The organism is Umezawaea sp. NPDC059074 (genome assembly GCF_042738955.1).
Taxonomy (GTDB): Bacteria; Actinomycetota; Actinomycetes; order Mycobacteriales; family Pseudonocardiaceae; genus Umezawaea.
Map to the genome: position 1 here is coordinate 1 of NZ_JBHYHC010000039.1, position 17,333 is coordinate 17,333.

The window sequence follows — 17,333 nt, forward strand, 5'->3', positions numbered from 1 at the left end:
CGACTACTACGTCGTGGACACCCAGCCCGGCTTCCTGAAGGTGCTCGGGGCCGAGGACCGGAAGTTCGAGATCCTCCGCGACGACGAGGTCCGGTCGCGGGTGGAGCTGACCGAGCACTAGCTAGTGGAACGCCATCGGCCGGGGCGCGTCGGCGGTGACCGCGACCGGGCGGACGACCGTGACGGCCACGACCAGCGCGAGGGCAACGAGCCCGGCGGCGATGCCGAACGCGAGGTGGAAACCGCTGGTCAACGCCTGCGCCGTGGGCACGCCCTGCGCCAGCAGCGTGGACGTGCGCGAGGTGGACGTGGTCGCCAGCACCGCGAGCCCGAGCGCGCCGCCGACCTGCGCGGTGGTGTTGACCAGCCCGGACGCCAGGCCCGCGTCGCTCGGCGTCGCGCCGGACATGGCGAGCGTCATCAGCGCCGGGAACGACAGCCCCACGCCGATGCCGAGCGGCAGCATCACCGGCAGCAGGTGCTCCAGGTAGGTCCCGTCCACCGGCGCGCGCATGAACAGCAGCAGGCCGACGAACACCAGGCCCAGGCCGAACAGCAGCACGGTGCGCTCGCCGAAGCGGGCGTTGAGGCGGGCCGAGAAGCCGACGGACAGCGTGCCGATGGAGACCGCGACCGGCAGGAACGCCAGCCCGATGCGCAGGGCGTCGTAGTGCAGCACGAACTGCATGTACAGCGTGCCGAGGAAGAACATGCCGAACATGCCCGCGACCATCAGGACCTGCACGGCGTTCGCGCCGGTCACGTTGCGCGAGCGGAACACCCGCAACGGCAGCAGCGGGTTGGCCGCCGTCGCCTGGCGCACCACGAACCCGACCAGCAGCGCCACCGCGATCACGCCCTGCACGAGGGGGTTGCCGCCGGACTCGGAGCCGACGATCGTGAAGACGCCGAGCATCACCGCGCCCGTGACCAGCAACGCCCCGAGGATGTCCGCGCCCTCGCCGAGCCCGATGCCCGGTTCGGTGCGGATGAGCCGTAGCGCGAACAGGACCGCGACGACGCCGATCGGCACGTTGACGAAGAAGATCCAGTGCCAGGTGAGGGCCTGGGTCAGCACCCCGCCCAGCAGCAGCCCGATCGACGCGCCCGCGGCGGCGACGAAGCTGAAGACGCCGATCGCCTTCGCCTGCTCCTTGGGCTCGGGGAACATCTTCACGATCATGCCCAGCGTGACGGCCGTGGACAGCGCGCCGCCGACGCCCTGGACGAACCGCGCGCCGATCAGCAGTTCCGGGGTCGTGGACAGGCCGCAGAGCAGCGACGCGACGGTGAACCCGACCAGGCCGATCACGAACACGCGCTTGTGGCCGATCAGGTCGCCGAGCCGCCCGGCGAGCAGCAGCAGGCCGCCGAAGGCGATCAGGTAGGCGTTCACGATCCACGCGAGGCCCGCCTGGCTGAAGCCGAGGTCGGCCTGGATCGCGGGCAGTGCGACGTTCACGATCGTCTGGTCCAGCACGATCATCAGCATTCCGGCGCACAGGACCACGAGCGCGAGCCATCTCGAGTCCGCGGTCCGCCGGGTGGTGTCAGTCATCGGTCCCCCTGGTTCGTCGATACCAGAAGCGACCGTAGCAGATAGTTCCGAACGGGACTATCTATTACTGGACGACAGCCTTGACCGCACGGCGGCGCGGCGGGTGCTCGCACTCCACCTTCTCCGCCAACCGCCCGTTGAGCAGGCACGACAACCCGTCCACCAGACCTTGCGCGTCGGGCAACGACCCCAGGACCTCGCCGTACAACCCGTCGACCACCTGGCGGGCCTTCGCCACGACCTCGCGCCCCGCGTCGGTGACCACGATGATCCGCGCCCGCCGATCCGTGCTCGACAACCGCCGCTCGGCCAACCCGGCCTTCTCCAGGGCGTCCATGGTCACGACCATCGTGGTCTTGTCCAGGTTCGACAGCTCGGCCAACTCGCTCTGCGTCCGCTCGCCCCCGAGCGCGTTCGTCAGCACGCACTGCGCGCGCGGCGTGAGCCCGACCGCCGCGAGCCGCACCGACAACTCGGTCTCCAGCGCGTGGCCGGTCACCTTCAGCAGCATGAGGAGGTCGACGCTCTGCGGGGTCATGCGGTCCAGCATAGCGGAATAGTCCGGAGCGGAACTATTCTTTCGCGGAACGTTCCGATGACCATCGGTTTCAGCGCACGACGATCACGCGTCGGGCGCCTCGCAGCGGTGATTCCCGTCCGTCGCCAGGTCGACGTCTCCCTCACCCAGCAGGGACTCGGCGATCAGGCGGCCTCTCCCCAGCCCGCCGACGGACTTCGCAATCCGGATGCAGCCGGCTTTCCGGTCGACGACGAGGGCCACTTCGTCTCCGGGATGGAGGTCCAGCGAACGCCGGACATCGATCGGGATCGTCACTCGTCCCCTGCTGCTGATGCGCACGAGTCAGGAAAGATACGCACTCCCTTCCGGCTGGCCAACTCCGTCTCTACCGCGCTGGACCGCAGGTCAACGGCCTGTCAGCGCACCAGCACCACCACCGAACGGGCGGGCACGGTCGCCGTTCCGGTGGTGAGCAGGGTCGACTTGGCGTCGGTGCTGAGCGGGTGCGCCGACCAGCCCGTGCCGGGCAGGGTGATCGGCTTTGGCTGGGGGTACGGGTTGATGATGACCAGGAGGCCGCGGTGGGCCGGGTCCGTGTCGGGGCCGACCGTGTCGTCGAGGTGGGCCACCACGATGCCGGGTTCGGCGGCGGGGAACGTGAGCTTCTGCTGGACCAGAGCGGCGTTGTTCAGGGTGAACAGCGGTGAGGACTGGCGGATCCGCAGGAGTTCCAGAGTGCCGTCCAGGGCGGTGCGCTGGTCGGTGGACGACGGTCGTAGAGCCGGGTTGGCCAGCAGGGGTTGGGAGTAGGGCCACTTGGCCTGGTTGTCCGGGGCCGGGGGGAGGCCCGCGGCGAAGCCGTTGCCGCGCAGGGACGGGTCGTAGCGGTTGAACCAGTCGCCGGAGTCGTAGCTGTTGCGGTCCAACGACTTGGAGCGGAGGAACTCGGTGCCCGCCAGCAGGAACGGCTGGCCCTGGCCGAGGAGGACCGGGGCGAGGGCGACCTTCTGCATGCGGACGCGGTCGGCCATCGTCGTGGCGGGCGGGAGCTTGAACGCCTGGGCGTCGTACAGGGTCTCGTTGTCGTGGGCGTCGACGTACGTGATGGCCTCCGCGGGCGCGCCCGTGTAGCCCGCCGGGCTGCCGTTGTAGCCGACCTGGCGGCCGGTGGTGTCCGGGCCCGCGGTGGAGCGGAAGCGGAAGTCGGCCATGTTGCCCGCCATGCCGAGCTTCACCAGGTCCGAGTAGTTGAGCAGCCTGGCCTGCACGTCGCCGTTGTTCGGCGAGGCGTTCAGGTCGCCCGCGAGGCCGGAGCCGAGGCCCTGGACGCGCGGGTCGTCGTCGAACGGGCCGCCGCCGCGGACGGCGTCGCGCAGGCGGTCGCTGAACGTGCCCACGCCGGTGCCCGCCATGTTCGCCTGGGTGGCCTGCACGAACCGCGCGTTGCCCGCGACCTCGCCGAAGTCCCAGCCCTCGCCGTAGAGCCGGATCTTGGTGCCGTCCACGCCGTCGCGGGCGACGGTCAGGGCGTCCAGCGCGGCCCGCACGGCGAGGATGTTCGCCTTCGGGTGGTGGCCCATCAGGTCGAACCGGAAGCCGTCGACCTTGTACAGCCGCGCCCAGCGGACGACGGAGTCGACGACGAGCTTGCCCATCATCGCGTTCTCCGGCGCGGTGTTCGCGCAGCACGTGGAGTTCGCGATCGAGCCGTCGGCGTTGAGCCGCTGGTAGTAGCCGGGCACGACCTTGTCGAGCACGGACGTCGGCGCGTCGCCCGCGGCGGCCGTGTGGTTGTAGACGACGTCGACCACGACCCGGTTGCCGTTGTCGTGCAACGACTTCACCATCTCGCGGTACTGCTTCGACCGGGCCCAGCCGTTCTGGGCGTCGGCCGTCGCGTACGAGCCCTCCGGGACGTCGTAGTGGAACGGGTCGTAGCCCCAGTTGAAGCCGTCGCGGGCGGCGGTCGCGGCCACGCACTCCTGCTGCGCCGGGGAGTCCGGCGGCAGCGACGCCAGGTCGCAGGCCGGGACCTGCTGGTCGGCCCGGCGCTCGGGGATGGTGGCGATGTCGAACGTCGGCAGCAGGTGCACGGTGTCCAGCCCCGCCTTCGCCAGGTCGCGCAGGTGGGTCATGCCGGTCGACTGGGCGTAGGTGAACGCCTTGTACGTGCCGCGCGCGTCCGCGGGGACGGACTGGTCGCCGATGGAGAAGTCCCGCACGTGCAGCTCGGTGACGCCGTGCTCCGTCGGGTCGCCGTCCAGCCCCCGCGCCACGTCACGGCCCCAGTTCGCGGGCATCGTGCGCGGGTCGGCGAGGTCGGCGAACTGGGAGTGCGTCGAGTCCACCGACAGCGCCACGGAGTACGGGTCGGTCACCACGACCGTGCGGCGGGCGTCGGTGACCTCGAACTGGTAGTAGCGGTCCTTGAAGTCGCCCGACAGCGACCACGAGCCGGACGCGTCGTCGCGGCGCAGGTCCAGGACGCGGGTCGGCTCGCCGGACGGCGTGGTGAACAGCCGCAGCCGCACGGACTTCGCGGTGGGGGCCCACAGCCGGACGCTCGCGCGGCCACCCGTGAACGTCGGACCGTAGGTCAGCTTCGCCGCCTCCGCGGCGTACCGGTCGTCCAGCACGCCCGCGATCTGCACGCCGGTCCGGTGCCGGATCGCGCCGGACGAGTCCACGTGCACGGCCGACAGCTTCTCCCGCACGGCACTGTCCACATCGGACGACAGCACGCGGTACACCGGTTTCCCGGCCAGGTGCGGGAACTTCGCGGGCACGGGCGTCGAGTCGGGCACCATGCGGAACTGCCGGTCGCCGTAGCGGAGCTGGTAGCCGTCGGTCGACACCGCGGGCACGTCCCACACCACGAGGTCCTTGGTGATCCAGATCGCCTTGGACTTGGTCAGGTCGTCGTCCGCGGCGGGGGCGACCGAGGGCGGCAGCACGTAGGAGGCGGAGCCGTCCGCCTTGGCCGAGCCGGACACGAACCACACCTCGTTCCCGGTGCCCGCCACGTCCAGGAACTGGTCCGCGCCGGGGTCCTTGGTGTCACCGCGGTGGATGATGTTGCTCAGCCCCGGCGCTCCCGGAGCCAGCGGGACCGACCAGTACGCGCCGAACCCGTCCGACCCGTCCGGCACGCGCGACTGCGTCCAGCCCGGACTCGGTTCGAGCGACCCGGTCCAGTGGTAGAGCGTCCAGTCGGTGTAGTCGCCGTCCGGCCGGTGGTAGTGGATGACGGCCCGGTTCTCCGCCGCCGCGAGCGACGGGAACACCTTGCCGCCGTCGACCCACACGGACCCGGCGTTGCGCCCGGTCACCTCGGTCGTTCCCCCGCGCACCAGCGAGAACTCCACGGGCGCGGTCGCCGGGATGGCCGCCACTCCCCCGGAGAACGGCACGTCCACGCCGCCCGCGCGGGCCACGAGCCCGGTGGTGTCCCCGGCGTAGTGCACGACGGCCTGCCCGGTCGCCGCGACCTCGGACGCGAACACGGTCGTCTTCCCCTGCCCCAGCCACACCTGCGGCGTCACGCTCGGATCGACGAACCGGTCGCCGTCGGTGTCCTTCTCGTCGCCCTTGTGCGCGATGAACCCGACCGACCGCGCGCCCGGCTTGAGCTTCACCCACGCGAACCGGCCGTACCCGGTCTCCCCGGCGAACGGCAGGGGCGCGTCCCACGTCGGCGCGTCCACGACGTCGCCCCACACGTGCAGGCCCCAGCCGTCGTAGTCCCCAGCGGGGCGGTTGTAGTGCACGACCAGCCAGTCCGGGCTCTGCGCGCCACCGGGTTCCTCCACGGGCGGCGCGGCGGCCAGCGTCACGGTCGCGCCGTCGGCTCCGAGCCGACCGGCGGCGTCCTTGGCCACGACCCGCAGCTCCACCTTCTTGCCCACGGCCGCGCCGGGCAGCGTCGACAGGTCGGCGAACACCCGGTACGGCGCGGCGTCGTCCGTGCCGAGCGCCGTCCACTCCCGCGCGCCCTCGACCTTCGCCACGAAGCTGGCCTGCGCGAACGGCGAGGTGATCCCGTCGGCCCGCAGTTCCACGCGCTGGTCCAGCACCGTTCCCGCGGCCGGGGCCACCAACGTCGGGGTCGGCGCGCTCGCCGCGAGCTTCCCGGTCGCCTTCAGCACCAGCGCGGACAGCGGCGGCACGGTCACCCGCACCTTGCCGTCCACGCGCGTCGGACCAGGTCCGGCGGCGGGCCACACCGTGCGGAACGCCGACGCGGCCACCGGCACGTCCACGGTCGTCGCGGTCAGACCGGCGTTCGCGACCACCACGTGCTCGGTCTGCTCGGCCGCCCCGATCCGGCTGAACGCCACCACGTCACCCTCGGCGTACCGGAGCACCTGGTTGCCGTCGCGCCACACCGGGTCGGCGTCCACGAACTTCGCCAACGACGCCAACTGCCGGTAGAGCGGCGAATCCGTGCGGAAGTTGTCCTGCGCGCCCGTCCGGTCGCTGCCGATCAGGTCCTCGGCCGCGTACTCCGGCGTCTTGCTGGCGAACAGGTCCTGCCGCGCCAGCTTGTCCCCGCCGCCGCCCGCGAACCCCTGCTCGTCGCCGTAGTAGACGACCGGGTTGCCGCGCCACAGGTACAGCAGGGCGTTGCCCAGCTCGAGCCGGTTCAGCAGCTCGTCCTCGCCGACGCCGGGGCGTTCGGTGCGCAGCATCCACGCGACCCGCCCCATGTCGTGGTTGCCGAGGAACGTCGGCAGGGAGGACGCGTTGGAGTCGGCGTCGGTGTACCGGTCGTCGGCCAGCAGCACCTCGCCCAGGCGCGCGGAACCCTTGCCCGCCAGGAAGCCCAGCGCGCCGCTCTGGAACGGGAAGTCCAGGCTCGCCTGCATCCGCCCGGTCGTCGTGTACGAGGAGGTCAGCGCCGGGTCGGAGCTGAAGACCTCGCCGAACACGAAGAAGTCCTTCTTGCCCTTCCTGGCCGCGTACGCCTTCACGTGCGGCGCGAGCGCCTGCCAGAACTCCATGTTGACGTGCTTGACCGTGTCGACCCGGTAGCCGTCGATGTCGAGGGTGTCGATCCAGCTGGTGAAGATCCTCTCCATGCCCTCGACGACCTTGGGGTTCTCCGTCATGAGGTCGTCCAGGCCGGAGAAGTCGCCGTACTCGCTGGACTCGCCGCTGAACGTCGAGTCGCCGCGGTTGTGGTAGAGCGTCGGGTCGTTGAGCCAGTCCGGCGTCTTGCGCACACCCGACTTCACGACCGGCGTGTACGGGAACGACTTCGCCGCGTCCAGCTTCGGGAAGTCCGCCTTGCCCGCCAACGCCTTGATGTCGACCGGCTTGCCGGAGGCGTCCAGGTAGGGCACGGCCCCGGTGCTCACGTACTCGTGCTTGCCCTCGGCGTAGTCGATGACGTCGGCCGTGTGGTTGGCGACGATGTCGAAGAACACCTTGATGCCGCGGCGGTGCGCGTCGGAGATGAGCCGCCGCATGTCCTGCGTGGTGCCGAAGTGCGGGTCGAGCCGGGTGAAGTCGGTGGTCCAGTAGCCGTGGTAGCCGGCGGAGGCGTCGGCCCCGCTGCCCTGCACCCACTGGTTGGCGAACACCGGGGTCATCCAGATCGCGGTGATCCCCATGTCGTCGAGGTAGCCGAGCTTGTCGCGCAGTCCGGCGAGGTCACCACCGTGGTAGAAGCCCTTGTCCGTCGGGTCGAACCCGGACTTCATCCGGTCGTCGGACTGCCCGGCGCGGTCGTTGCGCGGGTCGCCGTTGGCGAAGCGGTCGGGCATGACGAAGTAGAACCGCTCGCCGGACAGGTCGTCCCGCAAGGCGTTGCGCGCCAACCGCACGTCGCCGCTCCGCACCCCCGGCGCGATGTCCCCCACTGCTCCGATCGCCAACCGGGACACCGCCGGGGCGGCGGCCGAAACCAGTGGCGTCAACGGGATGAGCAGCAACGACACCAGCGCAACGAAAACCCGGCGCACGGCGACCTCCTTGTCGCAAGAACTTGCAGCCAAACCCGCACAGAGTCAGGCGAAAGCACCACACCACGACAGGATTGGGCCGACAAGCGCCGACGGGCTGCAAATACTTGCGACTACGGGATCGCCTGCGGGTTCGGGCCGAAGGACAGGCACAGCCTCGACGGGTGCAGGTCCCACGTCGTCGTCGCGTACATGGCGAGCAGACCACCGCCGCGAATGGTCTCGGGCGTCGCCGGGCCCGCCATCGTCTGGCCGGTCGCGGCCTCGTGCACGAGCTGGTCGTGCCAGATCGGCGCCTCGTCCGGCACCGGCGACGTCTCCACGACCGAGAAGCGCTGGCCGTTGTGCTGCTTCACGATCATCAGCACGTACGGCTTCTCGCGGTAGGTCACACCGCCCGCCTCGACGGCCACGTACTCGCCGCGGTCGGCCGCCGCCTCGGACGCGAGGCCGACCCAGCGGAACGCCTCCAGCACCGTCTCGGCGTTCACCGCGGCGCGGGCCTCGTTCTCGGGCACCCGGACCAGCGGCGTCGACGGGCCGCTCACGCCGCCGTCCTCGTCGCGGTACCGGTTGGCCAGCATGATCGTCGAACTGGCGGGGTCGAGCGCCACGACGTCGCGGAACCTGTTCTCCAGCACCGGCGTGCGGGCCAGCGCGCCCTGCCCGAGCGTGCCGAGCACGGACTCCGGGTCGCTCATCCGCCAGTAGCTCACGTCCTCGTCGTCCAGCCACAGCGGCAGGTAGCCGCCGATCGGCAGGCCCGGCACGACGGTCGCCAGCGTCGACCCGACCTCGGGGGCGGGCTCGAACGCGGGCTGCGCGGCGAACCGCGGGTCGACCTGGCCGGTGCGCGCCACGCGGTGCGCCCACGCGCGGGCCCGTGACAGCGGGTGCTGCGGGAACTGCGGGTCCCAGCGCGGGTCGTCGCCGACGTGGAACGGCAGCTTGCCCTGGACCTCGGGGGCGTACGGGTGCGGCTGGACCCAGTTCTCGAAACCGACCTGCGCCATCAGCGCGGCCTCGCGCATCCCCGTCATGCCCTGCTCGACGGCCTGGAACTTCAGCACCGCGCTCGCGTTCGCCCTCGGCACGGTGAAGGACGCGAGGAACGCCTGCCCGCTCGGCTGGTTCGGCAGCGGCAGCTTGACGATCTGGAACAGCGTCGGCTCGCCGCCCAGGTGCACGATGTGCGCCTCCACCAGGCACCCCACCTCGGCTGTCAGGTGCGCGAGCCCGCGCCGCAGCTCTGTGACGTCGTCCAGCGCCGCGGGCAGGTCGGGCGCCTGCTCGAAGTAGTTCAGGCTCACCTGGTCGTTCGTGGTGGGGTTGAACCAGGTGGTCTGGTCGTGCTGCTGGAAACCGGTGGTGTCGAACGCGATGGGCACCCGAACACCCTATGTGCCCGTTCAAGAGGGGGGCAGGGGTCCGTCCGGACGAGCGGGATCCGATCACCGTGCATAAGGTCGACTCGCCGTTCCCGCGCACCGCGAAAGGGGTTTCGTCGACCGTGAGCTCCCCCCAGGGGTGGGTCCCCGTCGAGCACCGGTTCCTCGGGCTCGACCGGCGGACGTTCCCACCCGCGCTGATCGCCCTCGCCGTGGCGCTGCTGCTCCTCTACGGGCTGCCCGCGCTGAACTCGGCCATCCCGTGGAACAACGAGATCCGGGCCGGTGACGTGCTGGACCTCGGCGACGGCGCGACGGCCGTGCCCCCGGTCGGCTGGCAGTTGGAGGACGGCACGCTGGTCGGCGGCGCCGGGGCGAGCCCGACGAGCCTCCAGGTCATGCTCGCCTCCAGCGGCGCGACCGTGCAGCTGCGGGGCTCGTCGTTCGACGGGACCGCGGACGCGTACCTCGACCAGGTGCGGCGCTCGGAGGGCGACAGCGCGCCGGGCGTGGACGGGGAACGCCGCACGCTGACGACGGGCGCGGGCGTGGTCGGGGTGGCGCAGAGCACGACCGGGCCGAACGGCGACGGGCTGGACGTCGCGTTCAAGGTCGGCGTGGGCTCGGCCGTCGAGTCGGCTCCCGCGCTGCTGGTGCGGGTCCGGACCACGCCGGGCCAGTTCGAGCAGCACCAGGACGAGGTCGCGGCGCTGCTGCGCAGCATCACCCCCGGAGGCGTCCGATGAGCGACCTGGCGAAGCGGGCGCAGCTCACCGCGATCGAGCAGTCCGGCTGGGGACAGCCGTTCCGCCTCCTCCAACCGCACAACGCGTCGTTCTGGGTCTACGCCGTCGGCGTCGGCGCGGGCGCCGTGAGCATCGCGCGGTACTTCGGATCCGGCGGCGCCTTCTACGCGCCCGCGATCGTCGGCGGCGTGCTGCTGTTCGGGCTGTACCTCGTGCCGTGGCTGCTGCTCCTGCGCCACCACAACCGCTTCACGTCGCAGCCCGCGGGCCTGCTGGCGACCGCGTTCTTCTGGGGCGGGGTCGCGGCGACGTTCTGGATCGCGCTGCCCGCGAACGGCGCGCTGCTGGAGATCTGGGCGAAGGTCGGCGGCACGTCGTTCGCCGCGAACTGGGCCGCCGGGCTGACCGCGCCGATCAACGAGGAGTGGGGCAAGGCCCTGGGCCTGGTCCTCCTCATCGGCCTCGCCCCGCGCCTGGTCCGCAGCGCCTACGACGGGTTCATCATCGGCGCCTTCATCGGCCTGGGCTTCACGGTGTTCGAGGACGTCCTGTACGTCTACAACGGCGCGGCGCAGGGCTTCGGCGTCGACCAGCTCGGCACGACCGTGCAGATGTTCGTGGTCCGGGGCGCGTCGGGGATCGTCTCGCACGCCCTGTTCAGCGCGATCTTCTGCGCCGGGCTGATGTGGGTGCTGGGCCGGACGCCGGGCGAGCGCAACGTGGTCGGCGGCGTCCTGGCGATGCTGACCGCGATGGCGTTCCACTTCGCCTGGGACGACATGGGCGGCCTCAGCGGCGGCGGCCCGCTGATCACAGTGCTGCCGTTCGCGATCGGCGTGGTCGAACTGGTGGTCCTGTTCTTCGTGCTGCGGCACGCCGCGAGCCGGGAACGCGCGTGGACCAGGGACCTCCTCGGCCCCGAGGTGGAGTCGGGCGTCGTCGACCCGCCGCTGCTCGACGCGGCCAGCGGCTTGCGCAAGCAGCGCAAGGCGTACCGCAAGAGCCTGCACAGCCGCCGCAAGGCCCGTCGCCTGCTCGAGGGCACGGGCGACCTGGCCCACGAGATCGCGAGGGCGGGTGGCGCGGACACCCCGAGGGTCGTCCACGCCCGCAGCGAACTGCTCCGCCTCCGCGACCTGGCCTGATCAGCTCGGGGACAGGGTCTTCGTCCACAGGGCCCGACCGGTGGCGTCCCGCAGCCACACGGTCAGCTCACCGCTGCGACCGTCCACGGCCACCTCGCCGAAGTGCTGGAACCCGTCCAGCGGCGAGGTGTTCGCGGCGGGCGGCGCGTGCACGAACACGGCTTCCGGCCCGAACGTGGGATCGAGTGCGTTGGGGCCGAACGCGCCCGCGTGCAGCGGACCGGACACGAACTCCCAGAACGGGTCGAAGTCGGCGACGGCCGCCCGGTCCGGCGAGTAGTGGTGGGCGGCGGTGTAGTGCACGTCCGCGGTCAGCCACACGACGTTGCGGACCTTGCGGCGCTTCAACTCCCGCAACACCCAGGCCAGTTCGTGCTCACGGCCGCCTGGCGCGCCGGGCAGACCGTTGGCGACGCCCTCGATGTCCGCGCCGTCCGGCACGGTCAGCCCGATCGGCAGGTCGGCCGCCACGACCTTCCACGTCGCCCGGCTGCGCGCCAGCGAGTCGACCAGCCACCGCGCCTGCCGGTCGCCGAGGATGTGGCCGATCCCGTCGCGCGTCGCGGTGTTGGCGTCCTTGTAGGTGCGCATGTCCAGCACGAACACCTCGACGCGCGAGCCGTGGGCGAACCTCCGGTACACCCGGCCGTCGACGGCCTTGCGGGGGTCGACGGGCTGCCACTCGTGGAACGCCCGGAACGCCCTCGCGGCCAGCACGTCGACGCGCTTCTCGGTGTACTGCGGCAGGTCGAGGATCTCGCCGGGGTACCAGTTGTTGGTGACCTCGTGGTCGTCCCACTGGACGATCATGGGCACCTTGCTGGCGAAGTCGCGGTACTTCGGGTCGAGCAGGTTGTAGGCGAACTGGCCGCGGTACTCGTCGAGCGTCTCGGCGACCTTCGACTTCTCCGGGGTGACGACGTTGCGCCAGATCCGGCCGTCGGGCAGCACGACCTGCGCGGCCAGCGGGCCGTCGGAGTAGACGGTGTCGCCGCTGTGCAGGAAGAAGTCCGGGCGGCGGTCGGCCATGGCGCCGAAGATCGGCATCCCGCCGAGGTCCGGGTTGCTGCCCCAGCCCTGGCCCGCCACGTCGCCCGACCAGGTGAAGCGCACGTCGGCCCGGCCCACGGGCGCGGTGCGGAACACCCCCGTCACGGCCTCGCCGCGCGTGCGGCCGTCGAGGTCCTCGGCGACGACCCGGTAGTGCACCTCGCGACCCGCGGGCAGGTGGTCGAGGCGCAGCTTGCCGGTGCCACCGGTGTCCGGCGTGAGCAGCGGGCCCCGCACCCGGCGGACGTGCCGGAACGACGGGTCGGAGGCCACCTCCACGACCATCCGCGACGGGCGGTCCGCGCGCGTCCACACCAGCGCGCCGTCCGTGGTCACGTCGCCGGTCTGCACGCCGTGCGTCAGGACCGGCCGGTCCGTCCGCGCCAGCGCCACGCCCGGCAGGAACGCCCCGGCGACCCCGAGTCCTCCGGCGCGCAGCAGCGTCCGCCGGTTCACCGCCCGCTCATCGGTCATGCCGGTGTTCTAGCGCGCCAGGACCGACGACGGCCGAACACCGGCTGACCGGTGGGTGAACGCTCAGACCTGCTGGCTGGGCAGGCGGCCCTCGGCCATGCGCTTGGCCAGGTCGCGGCGCATCCAGAAGATGCACGCCCACACCAGGCTGAAGACCGCGCCGACCGCGCCGAGGGCGGTCAGCGCGAGCCAGGACGCGACCATCAGCACGTGCAGGCCGACGATCAGCCAGACGCTCCAGCTGTGCTTGAGCAGCGCGCACGTGGCGATGAGGCCCGCGATCAGGACGAACGCCAGCACGCCCGCCGTGGTGGTGAACCCGCCGCCCAGCTTGGCGATCACCGGCAGCGCCAGCGCCACCACGATCACCTCGATGATCAGCGTGCCCGCGGTGATGCCGCGGAACGCCTTCATCGGGTCCTTGGGCGGTGGCTTGACCGGCGGGGTGGTCATGACGGCTCCTTGCCGAACAGCGCGCGGGCTTCCCCGGCCGTGACGACGGAGCCGGTGACGATCACGCCGCCGCCGGACACCGAGCCCTCCTCGTCGTCCTCCTCGGTGCGCAGGACGGCCTCCTCGATGGCGTCGGCCAGGGAGGGCTGCACGAACACCCGCTCCTCGCCGAACACCTCCATCGCCAGGTCGCCCAACGTGTCCGCGTCCATCGCGCGCGGCGAGGAGTTGCTGGTCACCACGATCTCGTGGACCACCGGCTCCAGCGCCGCGAGCATGCCCGCCGCGTCCTTGTCGTCCATCACGCCGACGACGGCGATGAGCTTGCGGAAGCCGAACTCGTCGCGCAGCGCGGCGGCCAAGGCCTGGGCGCCGTGCGGGTTGTGCGCGGCGTCGACCAGGACGGTCGGGGCGCTGCGCACGCGTTCCAGCCTGCCGGGCGAGGTCACGGACGCGAACGCCTCGCGGACCGCCTCGACGTCGAGCGGCTGCTCCTTGCCCGCGCCGAAGAACGCCTCGACGGCGGCGAGCGCCAGGGACGCGTTCGACGCCTGGTGGGCGCCGTGCAGCGGCAGGAAGACCTCGTCGTACACGCCTCCGAGGCCTTGCAGCTTGAGCATCTGCCCGCCGACGGCCACGTCCTGTTGCAGCACCCCGAACTCGAGGCCCTGCCGGGCGACCATGGCGTCCACCTCGGTCGCCCGCTCGATCAGGATCCGGGCCACCTCGTTGGTCTGCTCGGCGAGGATCGCGACGGAGCCGGGCTTGATGATCCCGGCCTTCTCCCGCGCGATGCCCTCGATGTCCGAGCCGAGGTACTCGACGTGGTCGACGCCGATCGGGGTCACCACGGCGATGCGGCCGTCGGCGACGTTCGTCGCGTCCCAGCCGCCGCCCATGCCGACCTCGACGACCGCGACCTCCACCGGGGCGTCCGCGAACGCCGCGAACGCCATCCCGGTGAGGACCTCGAACTTCGTCATCCGGACGTCGCTCTGACCGTCCACCATGGACAGGTACGGCTCGACGTCCTGGTAGACCTCGACGTACCGCTCGGGCGTGATCGGCTCGCCGTCGACGCTGATCCGCTCGGTCGCCAACTGGAGGTGCGGGCTGGTGTAGCGGCCCGTGCGCAGCCCGATGCGCGACAGCAGCGCGTCGATCATCCGCGACGTCGACGTCTTCCCGTTGGTCCCGGTGATGTGGATGACCGGGTACGAGTGCTGGGGGTCGCCCAGCAGGTGCGTCAACGCCTTGATGCGGTCGAGCGACGGGCCGATCTTCGTCTCGCCCCAGCGCTTGTCCAGCTCCGACTCGACGGCGCGGAGCGCGTCCAGCGCCGCCGGGTCGGCCGGGCTCACTTCGCCTCCGGGAGGGCGGCGATGCGCGCGTTCAGGCGCTCGATGTCGGCGTTCGCGGCCGCCAGGCGGGCCTGGATCTTGGCCACGACGTCCGCGGGCGCCTTGTCGGTGAACGAGGGGTTGTTGAGCTTGCCCTCGCACTGCGCGCGGTCCTTCTCCGCGACCGCCAGGTCCTTGGTCATCCGCTTGCGCTCGGCGACCACGTCGATCGTGCCGGACGTGTCCAGCTCGACCGTCACAGCGCCCTTGGGCAGGCCGACCTCGATCGACGCGGACACGGCGAAGTCGTCGCCGGGCTCGGTCAGCCTGGTCAGCGCCTTCACCGACGGCACCTGGTCGAGCAGGTCGACGCAGCACGCGCCGCGCACCTTGCCCGCGACCTTCTGCGTCGGCCTCAGGCCCTGGTCGGAGCGGAACCGCCGGATCTCGGTGACGAGCTTCTTCAGCCCCTCGATCCGCTCGGCCGCCACGAGGTCGCGCTCCGCGCCGGTCGCCTTCGGCCACTCGGAGACCACCAGCGACTCGCCGCCGGTCAGCGTCTTCCACAGCGTCTCGGTGATGAACGGCGTCAACGGGTGCAGCAGCCGCAGCACGACGTCGAGCACGTGCCCGAGGACCGACTGGGTCGCCTCGGCGCGCTCGCCGCCCTCGGCGATCTGGACCTTCGCCAGCTCCAGGTACCAGTCGCAGAACTCGTCCCAGGTGAAGTGGTAGAGCGCCTCGGACAGCTTGGCGAACTGGAACGCCTCGAACTGGCCGTCCACGTCGGCCACCAGGCCGTCGAGCAGGTCCAGGATCCAGCGGTCCGCGTCGGTCAGCGCCTCGCGGGCGGGCAGCGGGCGGTCGACCGTCGCGCCGTTGGACAGCGCGAACCGCGTCGCGTTCCACAGCTTCGTGGTGAAGTTGCGGGCGCCCGCGGCCCACTCCTCGGCGACGGCGAGGTCCGAGCCGGGGTTCGCGCCGCGCAGCAGCGTGAACCGGGTGGCGTCGGCGCCGTAGCTGTCGATCCAGGCGAGCGGGTCGATGCCGTTGCCGCGCGACTTCGACATCTTCTTGCCGTTGGCGTCGCGGATCAGACCGTGCAGGTAGACGTGGTCGAAGGGCTGGACCTCGTCCATCGCGTACAGGCCGAACATCATCATCCGGGTGACCCAGAAGAAGAGGATGTCGTAGCCCGTGGACAGCACGGAGGTCGGGTAGAACTTGGCCAGGTCGGCGGTCTTGTCCGGCCAGCCCAGGGTCGAGAACGGCCAGAGGCCGGACGAGAACCACGTGTCGAGCACGTCCTCGTCCTGGCGCCAGCCGTCGCCGGACGGCGGCTGCTCGTCCGGTCCGACGCAGACGACCTCGCCCGCCGGGCCGTACCAGACCGGGATGCGGTGGCCCCACCACAGCTGGCGCGAGATGCACCAGTCGTGCAGGTTGTCGACCCAGTCGAAGTAGCGCTTGCCCAGCTCGGCGGGGTGCACGGTCGTGCGGCCGTCGCGGACCGCGTCACCGGCGGCCTTGGCGATGCCCTCGACCTTCACCCACCACTGGAGCGACAGGCGCGGCTCGACGACCGTGCCGCAGCGCTCGCAGTGGCCGACGGAGTGCACGTACGGCCGCTTCTCGGCGACGATCCGGCCCTGGTCGCGCAGCGCGGCGACGATGGCGGGGCGCGCCTCGAACCGGTCGAGGCCCAGGAACGGGCCGTTGACCGTGATGACGCCCCGACCGTCCATGACGGCGAGGTTCGGCAGGTCGTGGCGACGGCCGATCTCGAAGTCGTTCGGGTCGTGCGCGGGCGTCACCTTCACGGCGCCGGTGCCGAACTTCGGGTCGACGTGGGTGTCGGCCACGATCGGGACGCGGCGGCCGGTCAGCGGCACCTCGACCTCGGTGCCGATCAGGTGCGCGTACCGCTCGTCGTCCGGGTGCACGGCGACGGCCGTGTCGCCCAGCATCGTCTCGGCGCGCGTGGTCGCCACGACGATCGAGGCCGCGCCGTCGCCGTAGCGGATCGACACCAGCTCGCCGTCGTCGTCGGAGTGCTCGACCTCGATGTCCGACAGGGCCGTCTGGCAGCGCGGACACCAGTTGATGATGCGCTCGGCGCGGTAGATCAGGCCGTCGTCGAACATCTTCTTGAAGATCGTCTGGACGGCGCGGGACAGGCCCTCGTCCATGGTGAACCGCTCGCGGCTCCAGTCGATGCCGTCGCCGAGGCGGCGCATCTGGTCGAGGATCTTGCCGCCGTACTCCTCCTTCCACTCCCACACGCGCGCGACGAACTTCTCGCGGCCGAGGTCGTTGCGGGAGAGCCCGTTGTTCGCCAGGTCGCGCTCCACGGCGTTCTGGGTCGCGATGCCCGCGTGGTCCATGCCGGGCAGCCACAGGACCTCGTAGCCCTGCATCCGGCGCCTGCGGGTGAGCGCGTCCATGACGCTGTGGTTGAGCGCGTGGCCCATGTGGAGGCTGCCGGTGACGTTCGGCGGGGGCAGCACGATCGTGAACGGCGGCTTGTCGCTGGTCACGTCGGCGGTGAAGTAGCCGCGGTCGACCCAGCCCTGGTACAGCTCCGCCTCTACCTCGGACGGCTGCCACGCCGCGGGGAGTTCAGGACGCTGTGGAGTGGTGCTGGATTCGGTCACCCCCCAAGTCTACGAACCCCGCGCTATCGACTTACCCCGACA

Annotated in this window: 11 protein-coding genes; 2 read left to right on the forward strand and 9 right to left on the reverse strand. The window is 71.4% G+C overall.

Annotation, left to right across the window (positions count from 1 at the left end; genetic code table 11):
* Positions 1-121: 121 nt before the first annotated feature.
* From ACFWW9_RS19355 to ACFWW9_RS19375, 5 genes are all read right to left on the reverse strand, one after another.
* Positions 122-1,558: a DHA2 family efflux MFS transporter permease subunit gene (locus ACFWW9_RS19355; protein WP_390379257.1), complete on the reverse strand. Its 1,437-nt coding sequence runs from the start codon at positions 1,556-1,558 to the stop codon at positions 122-124.
* A gap of 64 nt (positions 1,559-1,622) precedes the next feature.
* Positions 1,623-2,096 carry a MarR family winged helix-turn-helix transcriptional regulator gene (locus tag ACFWW9_RS19360; protein WP_390379260.1) on the reverse strand — a complete coding sequence of 158 codons (474 nt, stop codon included), beginning with the start codon at positions 2,094-2,096 and terminating at the stop codon, positions 1,623-1,625.
* 84 nt (positions 2,097-2,180) lie between these two features.
* On the reverse strand, positions 2,181-2,417 hold the full coding sequence (locus ACFWW9_RS19365; protein WP_390379263.1) for an AbrB/MazE/SpoVT family DNA-binding domain-containing protein: 237 nt from the start codon (positions 2,415-2,417) through the stop codon (positions 2,181-2,183).
* Between the two features lie 77 nt (positions 2,418-2,494).
* Positions 2,495-8,041, reverse strand: a complete 5,547-nt coding sequence (pulA, locus tag ACFWW9_RS19370; RefSeq protein WP_390379266.1) for a pullulanase-type alpha-1,6-glucosidase — start codon at positions 8,039-8,041, stop codon at positions 2,495-2,497.
* 113 nt (positions 8,042-8,154) lie between these two features.
* Positions 8,155-9,429, reverse strand: coding sequence for a hypothetical protein (locus tag ACFWW9_RS19375; protein ID WP_390379268.1), 1,275 nt, complete (start codon positions 9,427-9,429; stop codon positions 8,155-8,157).
* Between the two features lie 122 nt (positions 9,430-9,551).
* On the opposite strand from ACFWW9_RS19375, the gene ACFWW9_RS19380 reads away from it, so the two are divergent.
* Both ACFWW9_RS19380 and ACFWW9_RS19385 read left to right on the forward strand, forming a co-directional pair.
* Positions 9,552-10,175 (forward strand): hypothetical protein, encoded by a 624-nt coding sequence (locus ACFWW9_RS19380; RefSeq protein ID WP_390379271.1) that lies wholly within the window; start codon positions 9,552-9,554, stop codon positions 10,173-10,175.
* Entirely contained in the window at positions 10,172-11,320 is a 1,149-nt protein-coding gene (locus ACFWW9_RS19385; RefSeq protein ID WP_390379273.1) for a PrsW family intramembrane metalloprotease, read from the forward strand. Before ACFWW9_RS19380 ends, ACFWW9_RS19385 begins: the two co-directional genes overlap by 4 nt.
* On the opposite strand, the gene ACFWW9_RS19390 is transcribed toward ACFWW9_RS19385, so the two are convergent.
* The 4 genes from ACFWW9_RS19390 to ACFWW9_RS19405 form a co-directional block, all read right to left on the reverse strand.
* Positions 11,321-12,844 carry an alkaline phosphatase D family protein gene (locus tag ACFWW9_RS19390; RefSeq protein ID WP_390379276.1) on the reverse strand — a complete coding sequence of 508 codons (1,524 nt, stop codon included), beginning with the start codon at positions 12,842-12,844 and terminating at the stop codon, positions 11,321-11,323.
* Positions 12,845-12,907: 63 nt separating this feature from the next.
* Positions 12,908-13,297, reverse strand: a complete 390-nt coding sequence (locus tag ACFWW9_RS19395; protein ID WP_390379279.1) for a DUF4233 domain-containing protein — start codon at positions 13,295-13,297, stop codon at positions 12,908-12,910.
* A complete protein-coding gene (locus ACFWW9_RS19400) occupies positions 13,294-14,658 on the reverse strand; it encodes a bifunctional folylpolyglutamate synthase/dihydrofolate synthase (protein ID WP_390379282.1) in 1,365 nt (454 codons plus the stop codon). Before ACFWW9_RS19400 ends, ACFWW9_RS19395 begins: the two co-directional genes overlap by 4 nt.
* Complete coding sequence (locus ACFWW9_RS19405) at positions 14,655-17,291, reverse strand: valine--tRNA ligase (RefSeq protein ID WP_390379284.1); 2,637 nt, start codon at positions 17,289-17,291, stop codon at positions 14,655-14,657. The genes ACFWW9_RS19400 and ACFWW9_RS19405 overlap by 4 nt, the downstream gene beginning before the upstream one ends.
* Positions 17,292-17,333 lie beyond the last annotated feature (42 nt).

Bases quoted from the DNA above. Each gene is read 5' to 3' on its own strand.
- ACFWW9_RS19355 (WP_390379257.1), bottom strand. From the start codon at position 1,558: ATGACTGACACCACCCGGCGGACCGCGGACTCGAGATGGCTCGCGCTC.
- ACFWW9_RS19360 (WP_390379260.1), bottom strand. From the start codon at position 2,096: ATGACCCCGCAGAGCGTCGACCTCCTCATGCTGCTGAAGGTGACCGGC.
- ACFWW9_RS19385 (WP_390379273.1), top strand. From the start codon at position 10,172: ATGAGCGACCTGGCGAAGCGGGCGCAGCTCACCGCGATCGAGCAGTCC.
- ACFWW9_RS19390 (WP_390379276.1), bottom strand. From the start codon at position 12,844: ATGACCGATGAGCGGGCGGTGAACCGGCGGACGCTGCTGCGCGCCGGA.
- ACFWW9_RS19395 (WP_390379279.1), bottom strand. From the start codon at position 13,297: ATGACCACCCCGCCGGTCAAGCCACCGCCCAAGGACCCGATGAAGGCG.